General features: G+C 46.2%; 8 protein-coding genes. 3 read left to right on the top strand and 5 right to left on the bottom strand.

All coding sequences use genetic code 11. From position 1 onward, the window contains the following. Positions 1 to 197 precede the first annotated feature (197 nt). The 3 genes from B036_RS0120090 (at position 198) to B036_RS0120080 (ending at position 6,661) form a co-directional block, all read left to right on the top strand. Positions 198 to 2,810: a TonB-dependent receptor gene (locus B036_RS0120090; RefSeq protein WP_083926265.1), complete on the top strand. Its 2,613-nt coding sequence runs from the start codon at positions 198 to 200 to the stop codon at positions 2,808 to 2,810. Between the two features lie 648 nt (positions 2,811 to 3,458). Continuing rightward, positions 3,459 to 4,139: a transposase gene (locus B036_RS0120085; protein ID WP_020570530.1), complete on the top strand. Its 681-nt coding sequence runs from the start codon at positions 3,459 to 3,461 to the stop codon at positions 4,137 to 4,139. Between the two features lie 98 nt (positions 4,140 to 4,237). Continuing rightward, positions 4,238 to 6,661, top strand: a complete 2,424-nt coding sequence (locus tag B036_RS0120080) for an outer membrane beta-barrel protein (protein ID WP_020570529.1) — start codon at positions 4,238 to 4,240, stop codon at positions 6,659 to 6,661. Between the two features lie 485 nt (positions 6,662 to 7,146). Here B036_RS0120080 and B036_RS0120075 read toward each other — a convergent pair whose 3' ends face one another. The 5 genes from B036_RS0120075 to B036_RS0120050 form a co-directional block, all read right to left on the bottom strand. Further along, positions 7,147 to 8,154: a helix-turn-helix transcriptional regulator gene (locus B036_RS0120075; protein ID WP_020570527.1), complete on the bottom strand. Its 1,008-nt coding sequence runs from the start codon at positions 8,152 to 8,154 to the stop codon at positions 7,147 to 7,149. A gap of 693 nt (positions 8,155 to 8,847) precedes the next feature. Further along, positions 8,848 to 11,082 carry an SIR2 family protein gene (locus B036_RS0120065; RefSeq protein ID WP_020570525.1) on the bottom strand — a complete coding sequence of 745 codons (2,235 nt, stop codon included), beginning with the start codon at positions 11,080 to 11,082 and terminating at the stop codon, positions 8,848 to 8,850. A gap of 688 nt (positions 11,083 to 11,770) precedes the next feature. Beyond that, positions 11,771 to 12,583 (bottom strand): aspartate/glutamate racemase family protein, encoded by an 813-nt coding sequence (locus B036_RS0120060; RefSeq protein ID WP_020570524.1) that lies wholly within the window; start codon positions 12,581 to 12,583, stop codon positions 11,771 to 11,773. A 294-nt stretch (positions 12,584 to 12,877) separates the two neighbouring features. Next, positions 12,878 to 13,708 (bottom strand): hypothetical protein, encoded by an 831-nt coding sequence (locus B036_RS0120055; RefSeq protein ID WP_020570523.1) that lies wholly within the window; start codon positions 13,706 to 13,708, stop codon positions 12,878 to 12,880. A 286-nt stretch (positions 13,709 to 13,994) separates the two neighbouring features. After that, positions 13,995 to 14,390, bottom strand: a complete 396-nt coding sequence (locus B036_RS0120050; RefSeq protein WP_020570522.1) for a serine hydrolase — start codon at positions 14,388 to 14,390, stop codon at positions 13,995 to 13,997. Positions 14,391 to 14,595: the final 205 nt, after the last annotated feature.

The raw sequence follows: 14,595 nt of genomic DNA, 5'->3' as shown, positions 1-14,595 counted from the left end.
GGCACCCACGTTACCCCCAAGAATTGATCGTCTATGCTTATTACGGTCCCTCTGCACCACCTCTAGTCGACCAACCAAAAGCATTAGTCGACCCAAACCCCACATCAACCGAAAGGCATGGTTTAACATGCAGCCCGAAGTGCTCATGGACGTCCTTCTAGCATAACGCCTCCCCAAGGCACCAAATAGCTAGTTACATGAGAAACTTTACACCATCAACGAATTTGCTTTGCTCTTTTATCCTTCCCGCTGGCACCTGCGGCCCCGCCCTGAAAAGTCGGGGAGTCAGGGAGTCAGAGAGTCAGCGCATCAAACAGTCATTTAGTCAAGGCGTCAAGGCGCTACTCTTATTGGTCGCGTTGCTCCTACCGCTTAGCGCGTATGCTCAGCGTGCTGCCGGCCCGAATGCCACAGAAGAAGTAAGGCCGGACGACTACGAGATCAAAGGCCAGGTGCAGGATGCCGACGGCCAGGCCGTTGCCTTCGCCAACGTTGCGCTTTACACCGTCCCGGACAATAAACTGGTCAAGGTAGAGACCACCGACGATGCCGGTATTTTCCGTATGGAAGGCATTGATGACGGTACTTACAACCTGGTCGTGACTTACCTCGGTGCGCCCGACCTCCGCAAAGAAGGCATCAAGGCCGTGAACGGCGTCCTGGACCTGGGGGTACTAAAAATGGCCCCCGCCGCCGTTGAACTCGCCGAAGCCACCGTAACCGCCACCCGGGCCCTGGTGGAGATCAAGCCCGACCGAACGGTCTTCAACGTCCAGGGCACCATAAATGCGGTGGGCGACAACGGCCTGGATTTACTCCGCAAAGCTCCGGGAGTAACCATTGACAACAACGACAACATCAACGTCCTCGGCCGCGCCGGCGTGTTGGTCTACGTAGACGGCAAGCGCCTGCCACTGTCTGGCGATGACCTGTCGAACTACCTCCGCAGCCTGACCGCCGAGCAAATCGACCGGATCGACATCATCACCAACCCCGGTGCCAAGTACGAGGCCGAGGGGAATGCCGGCATCCTCGATATCCGTCTGAAAAAGAACGAAAACGAAGGCTTCAACGGTACGGTGTCCACTACCGTGAGCCAGGGGCGTTACGGCCAGTACAACGGTAACTTTACCGGCAACTACCGCAACCGGTTACTAAATGCTTTCGGCACCTTAGGGTATGGAGCTGGCCAGTCTTACAATACGGTCAATTTCGACAGCTACCAGAACGGGTTGTACCTGGATAACGAGATCTTCTTTAAAAGCACCAATAGCAACCCTAATTATCGGTTTGGCACCGATTTTTTCCTGGGAGACAAACACACCATCGGCTTCCTCCTCAGTGGTCGGCAGAGCAATAGTGAAGATTTCTCGTACAACAATATTGACATCTACACCGTCGCCAATTCATCAGAAACCCCGGACAGCCTCCTACGGGCAGAAACCTTCGGCAACGGTGATCGCAACCAGCAAACTTATAATCTAAATTACCGTTTTGACGCTGGCGAGGGCAAGAGCCTCAACATTGATTTGGATTACGGCAGCTTCCGTAACGAGAGCCTACGCGACCAACCCAACCGGTACCTGAGCCCCGATGGTTCAGAAGTGCTCAGTGTATTCAACAACTATTTCGACACCCCAACCAATATTGATATTACCACGGCTAAGCTCGATTACGAGCAACCACTTGCTGGCGGCAACTTTAGCACCGGCCTGAAATTCAGTAAGGTCAGCACCGAGAACACCTTCCTGTTCTACGACGTTGACGCGGCCAATATCCGCACCCTAAACAACAGCAGTTCCAACCAATTCGATTACGATGAGAACGTGTACGCCGCTTACGTGAACTACGCAGGTAAGATCAGCGAGAAGCTCAACTTCTCGGCCGGCCTGCGTACCGAAGTGACCGACGCGATGGGCGTATTGACGCCTTTCCGTGCGGACCTTGCCGCACCGCCGGTTGAGCTTGACTACGTCAGTTTATTCCCCAGTGCCGGTCTTACCTATGCCCTTGACCAGCAGAAGGGGAATACGCTCTCGTTGAATTACGGCCGTCGCATCAACCGGCCCAACTACAACGTATTGAATCCATTCCGTAACCAGATCAGTCAGCTGAGTTACGAAAGTGGCAACCCATTTCTGAATCCGGAGATTGTGGACAATGTAGAGTTAGGCTATACCCATGCTTACCGCTATAATTTCAAGCTGGGCTACAGTCGGACGAGCAATCAGATCACCCGCCTTATTGGTCCGGACGAAGTCTTTCCCGCCGCCCTTTCCGTTAGCTGGGACAACCTGGCCACGCAAACCAATTACAGTTTCAGTGCCGCCCTGCCCTTTACCATTACACCAAAGTGGAATGCCTTTTTCAATGTCTCGGGCGGTTACATCGACAACCAGGCCGATTATGAGGGCGGGGCTTCGATCGACGTGCAGGCCTTTACCTACACCGTCTTCTCCCAGCAAACCTTCAACCTGCCCAAAGGCTTTACGGCCGAGGTGAGCGGGTACTTCTCCGGGCCCGGCATTTGGGGCGGGGTGTTCGAGTACCAGACGAGCGGCGCGCTTAATTTAGGGCTGCAAAAGAAATTCCTGAACAACCAGCTGAACGTGAAGATCAGCGGCAACGATTTGTTCTTTACCTCCGGATGGCGGGGGAGATCCGAATTTAACGGCTTGGTGTCTGAAGGTCGGGGCAACTGGGACAGCCGTCGGGCGACCCTTAGCCTGAGCTACAATTTTGGCAATCAGAAGGTGAAGAGCCGGAGGCGGAGTACTGGGCTTAGTGAGGAGGCGGGACGGGTTAACTAGTCTTGTAGTCTTGTAGTCTTGTAGTCTTGTAGTCTTGTAGTCTTGTAGTCTTGTAGTCTTGTAGTCTTGTAGTCTTGTAGTCTTGTAGTCTTGTAGTGCAAGAAAAAAATGAAAGCCTACACCACCAAATTTCGATGCCTCGATCTGGGTTACTTTCAACATTAATTCAGAGCGAGCGCAGCGAACATCCTCTTGCGGTGGGCCTACAAGACAACCAGACTACAGACTAATGAGGGCGCGGCCGCAGGTGCAAGGAGGGCTTGTTCCCCGGCACTTGTGCCGGTTGCTTATGGTACCGGCACAAAGGTTGGTCTTGTCCCCCGGCACTTGTGCCGGGTGCTTATGGTACCGGCACAAAGATTAGCCTTGTTCCCCGGCACTTGTGCCGAATGCTTTATGGTACCGGCACAAAGATTAGCCTTGTTCCCCGGCACTTGTGCCGAATGCTTTATGGTACCGGCACAAGTACCGGGGAACAAGACAAAATATAAACTTTTTGTTTTTATTAAAAAAATAAATGTATATTTGTAACACACTAGTCTCTGATGCAGCATTCCCCTCCTCCAGTAAAACAATTATAACCTCAGTCCATCAGATTATTCATTTCCTTTCCGGCACAAGTGCCGGGGAACAAAATCGTATAATCAGATGGCTCACATTGATGATCATAGAACGGTCTTCCATAGGCTTCTTCAGCCCCACTACCAGCTTATTGGCGGAGTATTCTCAGTAACAATCAAGACGCATGATGCAATTCCGGCAATATTACTTACTCAGTTACAAAGCAGAAGAATTGAGGTATTGCAAGAGATTGCTCATGATAGATTCCCGAATAAAAGGGGCCGGCACGAACGAATCAACGAACTCTATTATCAACATCTGGAAAAATTAACACATGCCAGACGTACCCAAGAACATCCTTTTAATAACTCCCGTGCCGCAGAGGCCGTTATTGAACGTCTAAAGCGTTACGACGGTCAATACTACAAGATCGTAGCTTACGCATTGCTTTCAAACCATCTTCACTTATTGCTTGATTTTTCTATCCAATGCCCTAAAGACTGGGATTTCATTAGCCCAATTCCTTCCTACCGGAACCTGGCTTCTGTCATAGGAAAAATAAAGGGTGGTTCGGCCAATGACGTTAATAAGTCGCTTGGTAGAAAAGGAAAACTCTGGGCACCTGGTTATTACGATCGATACATTCGTAACAGGAAGCATTTCATGCAGGAATTTTGGTACATCATGCGTAATGCGGAGCAAGCAGGAGTAGTGAACTGTTTTCAAGAACATCCTTATACATTTGGAGATCCGATTTTCCTCGGTTAGTAATTGCTCCCGGCACTTTTGTCAAAATAATAACTCTCCGGCACAAGTGCCGGGGAACAAATAAACCACGACCTTTGCCCGCTCAAATAAGCTGCCCGATGAAACCAGTCCATTCCTTAGCCCTCACCCTGCTTTTATCCTTACTCTGCACCAGCGTCCGCGCCCAGGCCAGTATCAAAGGCCAACTACAAGATGCCGACAAAACCCCCGTCGCCTTTGCCAACATCGCGCTCTACCTCGACTCCAACCTGGTGAAGGTGGAAACGACCGGAGACGCAGGACTATTTCAGCTGACGGATATCGCTCCCAACGATTACGTGCTGATGGCAACCTACCTCGGCGCACCGGACCTGGTCCGCGAAATAACCGTCGGGCCGGGCAATCTTGACCTTGGTATTTTGCAAATGAGCCCGGCAGCCGTTGAACTAGCCGAAGCCACCGTTACCGCCACCCGCGCCCTGGTGGAGATTAAGCCCGACCGGACGATCTTCAACGTTCAGGGGACCATCAATGCCGTGGGCCAGAACGGTCTGGACCTACTGCGAAAAGCGCCGGGCGTCACCATCGACAACAACGACAACATCAACGTGCTGAGCCGTTCCGGCGTACTTGTTTACGTCAACGGCAAACGACTTCCCCTGGCCGGCGAAGAACTGGCCAATTACCTGCGCAGCCTCACTGCCGAACAGATTGACCGGATCGACATCATCACCAACCCCGGCGCGAAGTACGAGGCGGAAGGCAACGCTGGCATCATCGATATCCGGCTGTCCAAGGCCGAAAACGAGGGCGCCAACGGTACCGCGAACCTGACCTCTACCCAGGGCCGTTATAACCGCTCTAACGCATCGGTGGCGGGCAACTACAGAAACAATAAGCTCAACGTCTTCAGCCGCGTGGGTAATGTGCGTTCTGAGAACTACCACCTCACTAACTTCGACATGTTTCAGAATGGCCTGAAGCTGGAGGAAGAATTGTACACCAAGCGAAATACCACGGATTACTTCGGCCAGTTCGGCACCGATTTTTTCCTGAGTAAAAACAGTACCATTGGCTTTCTGGCCAGCGGAAGCCTGCAACAAGGGGATAATGAAGGACGCGACGATTTTCTAATTTCTACCATTGGCGGTCCAGTGGACAGTGTACTGTTGGCGGGCTCCACCGGTAATACGAACCGTAACCGGGGAGAATTCAACCTCAATTATCGTTACGCCCCCGACAAAGGGAAGAGCCTAAATGTAGACCTCGATTACGGTATTTTCCGGAATACTGATTTGCGCCGACAGCCGAATACCTACGTGACGCCAGACCGGGAAACGGTGCTCACCGAAGTCGTGAACACCTTCAATACGCCACGAGACATCGACATTTACACCTTTAAGGTGGATTACGAGCAACCAATTGGAAAGGGGCAATTCGGTACTGGCATCAAACTGAGCCAAATTGGTACAAAGAACACTTTCCTTTTCTTCGACGAACAGGGAAACCAGCAAGTACAAAGCGATACCCGCTCTAACCTGTTCGACTACGACGAAAACGTCTACGCCGCCTACCTCAGCTACTCCGGTAACTTCAGTGAAAAGATCAGTTATAACGCCGGTCTGCGGTCGGAGCTGACCGATGCTACCGGTAGGCTGACCGCCTTCCGTACAGAACTCCAGGAAGACCCCGTGGAGATAGACTACCTGAGTTTCTTCCCCTCTGCCGGACTGACCTACGCGCTGAACCAGCAAAAGGGGAATACTGTCTCCCTGAATTATGGTCGCCGGATCAACCGGCCAGACTACAACGTGCTCAATCCCTTCCGCAACCAGATCAGCCAACTGAGCTACGAAACGGGGAACCCGTTCCTCCGCCCGGAGATCGTGGACAACCTGGAATTGGGGTACACGTTGGCTTACCGTTACAACTTCAAACTGGCCTACAGTAAGACCTCGGATCAGATCACCCGCCTTATTGGTCCGGACGACATTGACCCCCGCGCCGGGTTCATTGGCTGGGACAACCTGGCTAAAAAGACGGTCCTCAGCTTCAACGCCAGCCTGCCCTTCACCGTGACCAAAAATTGGGATGCGTTCGTGAACATCAGTGGGAGCCACATCAACAACCAGGCGGACTACGGTGAAAACGGGACCATTGACCTGCAGGCGTTCAGTTACAGTTTCTTCCAGCAGCAAACGTTCAAGCTCCCCGGACAACTCACCTTTGAGGTTTCGGGGTATTTCTCCGGTCCCGGTATATGGGGTGGTGTATTCGAGTACGATGAAAACTGGGCCCTTAACCTGGGGCTGCAGAAGAAATTCCTAAACGACCAGTTGAACGTTAAGCTGAGTGCTAACGACATTTTTTACAAAAGTGGATGGATCGGCCGCTCTGAATTCAACGGTCAGGTCAGTGAAGGAAGCGGGAACTGGGACAGCCGGAACGCTGCCCTTTCACTGAGCTACGCCTTCGGTAACCAGCAGGTGAAAAGCCGGAAGCGGAAGACGGGGCTTGAAGATGAGGCGGGCCGGGTCAATTAGTCAGGGAGTCAAGCAGTCAGGAAGTCAGAAAGTACAGAACGTATTAGCTGATTCTCTGACTGGTTAGGCGGCGGGGACGCGGGTGCAGGGGAAGGTTAAAAGCAAGGAAAAGGCAGTAAGCCAGGAGGCTGACCCATCCCCCGAAGTACCAACCAGGCAGCTGGCTCTACGTTATCGCTGCTCAAGGCACCAGTATCATCAACGTTCCCGGCACCAAGTTCAGAAGGTCCTCTGGTCCGCCAGTCCGCTGGCAACATTTTCTATAAATAAAAGAATGAACACATACTACTGGACAATTTTCTAAAACCGTTGATTGAAGGCTGCTTTTCGGAGACAAAGTTGCAGGAGCTGCAAGGGTTGCAGGTGTTGCCCCCCCTGCAACTACTGCAATCCTTGCAACAATTTCTTAAACGTAGTCATCGGAATAAAGAGGGCTAAACAAAAATGTCCAGTATTGTGGGATAAACATTAATAAGCGCCAGCATTTACGATGTCGTTTTTTTCCTGTAAACGCTAGGTAGTAAGCCGTACCTTTTTTTGAATGTTTTGGAAAAATTACTTTGACTGGACAGCCCAACCCGGTGACAAACTTCTGAGACGTTAAGCCCCGTAGTATCGAACAGAAATTTAGCCTGCCCCATGCGTAAGTTTAAAATATAATGCGCTACCGTTTCTCCGTATAAATGCTTGACACCGATCTGTAATTTCTTTTGGCTTAGTTGAAACAGTTTGCTTAATTCTTTTATCGTCACTTTTTCCTCTAAATTCTCAATAATGTAATCTCCCAGAGAAGTTATCCTCGACAGTTCGGATCTACTTAACTCAAAACCATGGTTGACTACCCTATCTTCCCTAAACGACCTGAGTTGTGTTGCCAGCATGTTCAAGACAGCGCCCTCCGTGAGGAGACCACCAATCAGATCAATATCATTGTTCTTACACACGATAGCAGCATACTTTCCAGTCTCTGCATCAATCTCCCCCAGGTGCCTGAAAGGATAATCGTGAGGAATGTTTTGAAATATTTTTTGTATTTTAAAATTTATCCTTTTTGCATTTCTTATATTTAACTCTTCCAACAACTTTACGTCAACAATTATTACCGCTATTTCAAGCTTAACCTCTTTAGGGAATACAATTTGAACGGAATTCTCGGGGCTGCTTACAACAATCATGTTTTGATTCTGTAACACCTTGACGAATTCTTCGTGGTCACCGAATCGATGAAAAAAATGCCCCTTTACGTTGTAGCTAAAGTAATATGGCCGGTCTTCCGAAAGACCAAGGTTAACTATGAAGTCTTCGCAAAAAGTGATGTTGTAAACCCATACTGACAAGCCAGCGAATAATCGATAAGAACTGATGAATCCTTTTGCTTGATCGTTGTTAACGGTAATTGTAGAAGCATCGTTGCCATTATCAAATTTTGCGTTGAAGTGTGCTGCCATTTCTCTTACGTGCTCTGAGGCAGGATCTTCTTTTAAGTTTAGCATTACGGGTTCGGGCTGTTTTGCACGCGTGAACAGACAAGATACGTTTAAAAAACAAGCAAGCCCGTAAACAACCGATCCAGGATATTCCTGACGCCTTAAAGGTGCGGGGGAGGCCCGGCAAAAAAACATAGCTTATGGCAGAGTCTTATTCCTTTTGAGCTAGTATTTTATCCAAAAACGGCATTTCGGAAGGGGAAAGCGCCATTACATTGCGGCAACCAATTACGCAATAAGAAATGATCGGGTGTTTTCACCTCGTTTGTATTCCTTGTTGTAGGTAAGGAGGTTTCATATAGTTATGAAACCTCCTTTTTATTTTGGCTTGCGGGGTCTTAGCCTGCGCGCGCACCTAACCCCCCCACTGCATCACAACCTACTGCATCCAAGCCTCGCGCTCTGCACTGACCTTCAACCAGTAAGTGCCCCGGGGCAAGCGAGCGGTAGCCATCGCAAAGTTGGCGCCGCTGTAAAATTGCCGGCGCATGGCGCGGCCAAGCATGTCGATCGCTTGAGCCCCCAGCACAGTTTCCACCGGATTTAAAATGGAAACCCACAGGGTACCACCAGCAATGAGGAGACCGTTGCAGAAAGTGGGTCACGCAGTAAAGCCATTATCTCTAAACACAATAACTCATTATGTAGTACTCCCGTTCCCGGTTCCGCTGTATTACGCCCGGATTTGAGTCGAAAAAATTATTTTCTATACCTTTTCAATAATTTCTCCCTTACGGAATTGAGCTCTTCAAAAGAATCAATATTTGTGGATTTTAACTGAGGCTTCTTCACTGCTCCAGCTCTCTGCCAATAATTCGTAAAGTTATTTACCAAGGTGTGCAAGTTGTCTATGTCCTTTAAAATAATCGGACTAACATTTCGGTCAAGCAACCTTCCGCTGTGATAGAACCCTACGATGGGGAGAAGATTATTCTCTAAGCAGCCTGGGCAAAATTTGTCGACCTTTTTAAGAAAGACAATCATATGTTGATTGTGCATCCACCAGGGAATCTCGAATAATTTCCCCGAAAGCAACAATTTTTTGTCTATTTTACTAAAGATGTTTTTCTCACGATTGATTCCGTAGTTAGCGAGTACTACTTCAACTTTTTTGCCTTCTAAAAACTTAGCATTTGCATCTGAAAGCAGAAACCGCCCCATCTCTGATACCGTAAGTGCTAAATCCCAATCATCCGCTTTTAAGATTTTCTGATACTCATAAGACCAGTGTAAATCCGTTCGGATAAGAGAATGGTTTTCAAGATTATTAAACCGTAAATCATATTTAACCTCTTCAGAGTACTCAACGACTAATCTATTATTCTCCTTTAGTTTTCTAAAGTGATCGTTGATGATATCGTTTTTCCTTTTCTTTAACCTATCTAAAATTACTACATTTTTAATATTCTTAGACAAGGCAGTGTACATACCTTTAGCAATAGCATTTGCATTGCCAAATTTCTTAAATTTGGAATGAACGTATGTATCCGTCAGGTAACCCTTATACACCTGAAACCCTAATTTCACCAGAATCTGACTTAAAGAATACTGACCTGATGCTTTTTTATAAAGTCGGTAATATTTTCTAACTCTGCTCTTATTAATAATTGTTTCGTTAATTATTCCATCACTCTTCAAGTATAGAATTATTATTTCAACATAGGTCCTCTCTTCAAAGTAATGTACTTCACTCGTATATGAGTTAAGCAAATCGGACTTATTCTGAAACAATGTACTTATCAATATATGCCTGGTAATATCCTTGGGTTTGTAAGGCGCATCATACAAATTCATTATTTCCTTCCACATCTTGGTTATGAACTTGTCAATTGAATTGTCGTCAGATGTCCGATAGTAGGAATGGTAAAATAATGGTCCCTTATAGATTGGTTTATCAATTGCCTTATATTCTTCAAGGGACATGTAATCCTCCATACAACTAAAAGGATGCTTTACGGTATCATATAATTGGAACTCATTGTGCAGCTCCGAGATATATTTATCCGGAGGAGCGTGGTCAAAAATATGCGTATTGATAACGCATCCTGAATTCGTCTCTTTTATCAATTGATTGAGTTCGAACGACTTCATCCCAAACCCCGCAACCAACAAGTTTATTTCGTACTTATGATCTTCATCGTTATGCTCCCCCTTCAATAAGTCTTTTATCAAATTGTCAATATCATCCGAAATCGTGTAGTAATCATCGCGGGTAAACCTCATGGTACTCGGATGGGAGATAGTTCCATGGGGTTTAATATAAATAGGATACTTTAAACCCCTGTTTTTTTCATTCAATAAGTCTTTTCGGTAATCTTGCGGGCAGTGCCCATCACTATAAACCACCGTAAAGTCTTCATTTTTAATTTCTTCATCAATAGCGTTATCAAGTAATTCATCAAAATTATAGTTAATGATCACGTCAATAAACCTATGCTTGAACATATGGGCGACGACTTCATAAAACCGTCCGACTTCATATCTAACGTTATATATTTTTCTTAACTCCTCTACTACTTCTTCTGGGAAATACTTGCTGAAAGCAAATAATTGGGTCTCGAAGTCATCTTCATTTAATTTATAAACCGTAGTTAACTTTTTCAATTCGTCGTCAATTAGCTTACCTACCTTAGTACTTTTATCGACTTTTAAATTTTTCCTTATCTTTTTTGCAGCTTGGCTGGCAAGTAATATCTTATTGGTGATACTGTAACTGGCACCTGCACCTATAATCAATATATATCTTTGTTGCTTCTTAAAATTTTTAAGATCATCACTGGTAATAGATGGTGCAATTTCTGATATGACACTATTATCGTACGTCTCTATAGAGTTTGAAATTTGATTTACAACAAGTCTGGCCGGTAGGCTTCCCAGGTCTTTTATGGTTCGGTTTGATACTTCGAACGGGCGTCTATCATTTGATAGTTTCATATTTACTTATTTAAGTAATCAACTGAAGCCATAATATATGAAAAATAAACAGACTCCCGGTAACAACTACGCCCTTTCAATACGAAACCATCCATATTTTCTTATTTACTAAAGAACAATGTACTGCTGGTTTGTCCTTCAGTAGTACTTATGCACATTGGGGAAGTCCTGTTGCAGCAGGTAGGTGTAGCCCAGATCGTATAATGGGCAGGCCCATTTTCGGGCTATCTCGTTAGCACGTAGTAGTTTTTGGCCCGCTAAATCGTATTCGCCTTTCCTCCATGCTGGCGGGCTTCCTCATGTAAGGTTTGCGCTTCGACGGGGATGTTCGTATCGTTCATGATTTGCCAGTTTTATGTTCCGGTTGCTACTTTTAAGCCTTATTTTGAGATTTTGTTTCCATTAATGTCCTGGAAGATTATGGGGCGGGGGCGCAGGTGCGGGGGAAGTTGAAAGGCAGAGGAAGAATACTGGATGCTTTGTTTCTTAGGGAGGCACGGTACAACGAAAACATTGGGGCAAACCCTAACGCTACGAGAGACGGACCTACGGTCTTACCACACCAGGGCTGGGGGTTCGTCTGTTGCAGCAAGGCCGTTTACGGACTTGTTTTCGTTAGCCTGCATCTATTTTTGGATGATCGAAGCGTATTTGCCTATCCCGTCAGGCTGGCGGACCACAACACCCCTTAGTCCCGTTCCCATTCAAATTCCTCCAAAATATAATCAACCGCAGCATTCGCATGAATCTCGGTTGTATTAAACAACGGAATCTCTAAATCATCTTCCTTTATCATCAAAGGAAATTCTGTACAACCTAAAATTATGCCTTTGACGCCTTGGTCCACAAATGATTGAATTACCTCCAGGACATACTTTTTTGATGCAGGAACAATTTCCCCATAAGTCAATTCTTCAATGATGATGCGGTGCAATTCGTCGATAACCTTAGCGTCGTCAGGTACTAATACTTCGATGCCGTTGTCCGCAATTCGTTTGGTAATAAAGTCTTCGGTCATGGAATATTTTGTCCCTAAGAAGCAAACTTTTTCAATACCTCTTTCTTTGATGTTTTCTGCCGTCGCATCCGCGATGTGTATGATGGGAACGCTTAGTTGGTGCTCTACCTGGCCGTAGACTTTATGGGGGGTATTCGCACAGAACAGGAGCTTTTCTGCGCCTGCATTTTGCAGGCGCCTGCCGCCTTCTACCAGCATATCAGCAATACCCGACCAGTTATCTTCCACCTGGTATTTATGCACCTTAGCCTGATCCATGGTAAACACCATCAGGGGCGGATTGGTATTGTCCCCAAAATGCTCATTGACGGCTTCGTTAATGTAACGGTAGTAGTCTATGGTAGAATGCCAGGAGGTACCGCCAATTAGGCCAAGTACTTTCATGCTGCGGTCCTCGGTGGGCGGGGTGGCCTTGCTTCCTGTTTCTGCTGGGTTATGACAAGCAAATAAGCATAGCAGACTGATGAATAATAGGTTTCGCATTGGGCATTTTTTTTCTGGGGCCAATTGGCTGAGCTACACGAACCTCCTCAGCTGCCAACAAAATATGCTAATATTAGCTAACATCATTGCGCCGTTCAGGCGAGTCACGATGACCAACGGTCGTTTACCCCAAATGCTGTTCTGATGGAGCTACTTTGCCTCATTCAACGAGACGTAACGGCCAAATGACATAAGCCCATGCATAAATGTAATCGGGGTCCGTCTATAAATGCATTTTAAATTTTTCCAGCAATACTGTGCAAGTAACCACTTTTCATTTTAACAACTATCAACTTAAAAATCCGTAAGTGGGTTAAACTTTAGCATGGACTCTTTTTCAAAGAGCTGTAATGAATCATAAACACCATAAGCATTTTCATTTTCCATATATTCATGAAACGCCAGCTCTACTTGTATTTCTTTACCCTCTTCTGGAAGCATAATATATACTGGTGGATGAGTCCATACACGTTCGTCAAACAGTGATTCATATTCTTGCCCAATAAAATCGCCCAGGTCCCAAGAGAATCCATCCCAATGAACTTTCTTAACACCTTCTCTATCATGAACGTAAAAAGCAGTTGAGTCTGTCTCTTCTGAAACCCATGTTACTACATTGGTGACCAGAGCAATAAACCTTCTGCTATCTTTTAAATTCCAATAAGTCATCTCATAACTCCATTCCGTTTCAGCGTCTCCATCCCAATCCAGAGGAGTATTGCTTGTATGAAATCTTAAAAATCCTTTGTTATGGTTGAGCGTACCGAGTACAAAACTCTTTTGTTTGTGCGCTTGCGCTCTAGTCAGGTTTTTGAAATAATTTAAATCTACTCCTATTCCAAATAAATGATAATAATCTGTGATTCTTTCTGTGATCCTGAAAGAATCTGCATCAATATCTTTTCTACTTTCCACTTCGCTTACAGCTGATTTTTCAGCACCTACTACACTTACCACTTCACTCTGGGGAATATCTTTATTGTTAGCAGACTCATTACTACAGCTTATTAATAAAAAAAACGACAACAAAATCGTACAATTGCTTACTAACGACATAACTCTAAGGTAATGTATCGTCTCAATATTAAAAATATCGTCTATTCGTATTTGACTATTATTTTTCATTTATTCTTAGCTTTAATTGACTTTTAAGCTTTGTAAGCTATTTAGTTTAAGTGTTGTCAGCACTAAACCATCCACTTTGGTGATGAAGCCAATGCTACGACTAGTTATGGCGCAAACCAAACGTAGCAAAGGCGGTAGCCGCTACGAGCGGTAGCGAGCATCGGTTCAGCTCGTTAGAGCTTTGTAGCACAGGCCTGATTGCGCTACGCGGCTGCCTGCGGCGGTTAATGCAGGTAAGGCCGTCACCCTAAAGCATCGCGCTATGCGACAATTTGGTTTGCCCCCATTAGTCATACCCCGCCAGCATGAGCTTAACGATCGGATGCAATATCTCCTGCCTGAAATCTTCCTCATAGTCACAATTTGCCAATAAGACTAAGCCAATGTTTTCTTCCGGAATCATGATCAAACAGCTTCTAAAGCCTCTATCACCCCCATAATGGCCAATTGTTTTTTTCCCGTTAAGCGCACTTAACTGAAACCCCAAACCGGTGTATGGATATGGCTCAAATGTGGGCATTATCATCGCCAAATGATCAATATTTAAGTCTGGGCCAGCCAGGCTATGAAGAAAAGAAACCATCCATTTACTCAACTCTTTAGCTGAAGCATTCAACGTGCTACTAGGCGCATGTTCTCTTGTGTAGGGATAGGTCCCCCTTTCATATATTTTCTTCGTCATCCATCTTTTAGCATGTGGAGAGGTGATTGGAAGTAGGTGAACGAAAGGATTGTTAGTAGGGGTAGGAGTTTGTTCAATTTTTTTGTGTTTGGGTTTGATAAAGGTAATTGTGCTAATATTTACTGACTACTAAAGGTTTGGGTTCTCCCCGGAAGTAGAGTGTGCAGAATTTGAAGATTGGCGACGGTTTTAGCTCGTCCGCCGA

The organism is Neolewinella persica DSM 23188, assembly GCF_000373105.1.
Classification (GTDB): Bacteria; Bacteroidota; Bacteroidia; order Chitinophagales; family Saprospiraceae; genus Neolewinella; species Neolewinella persica.
The sequence above is the reverse complement of the archived record's forward strand: the minus strand, read 5'-3'. Positions and strand labels throughout refer to the sequence as shown.

Bases quoted from the DNA above. Each gene is read 5' to 3' on its own strand.
- B036_RS0120055 (WP_020570523.1), bottom strand. From the start codon at position 13,708: ATGAAAAATAATAGTCAAATACGAATAGACGATATTTTTAATATTGAG.
- B036_RS0120075 (WP_020570527.1), bottom strand. From the start codon at position 8,154: ATGCTAAACTTAAAAGAAGATCCTGCCTCAGAGCACGTAAGAGAAATG.
- B036_RS0120090 (WP_083926265.1), top strand. From the start codon at position 198: ATGAGAAACTTTACACCATCAACGAATTTGCTTTGCTCTTTTATCCTT.
- B036_RS0120060 (WP_020570524.1), bottom strand. From the start codon at position 12,583: ATGCGAAACCTATTATTCATCAGTCTGCTATGCTTATTTGCTTGTCAT.
- B036_RS0120050 (WP_020570522.1), bottom strand. From the start codon at position 14,390: ATGACGAAGAAAATATATGAAAGGGGGACCTATCCCTACACAAGAGAA.
- B036_RS0120085 (WP_020570530.1), top strand. From the start codon at position 3,459: ATGGCTCACATTGATGATCATAGAACGGTCTTCCATAGGCTTCTTCAG.
- B036_RS0120065 (WP_020570525.1), bottom strand. From the start codon at position 11,082: ATGAAACTATCAAATGATAGACGCCCGTTCGAAGTATCAAACCGAACC.
- B036_RS0120080 (WP_020570529.1), top strand. From the start codon at position 4,238: ATGAAACCAGTCCATTCCTTAGCCCTCACCCTGCTTTTATCCTTACTC.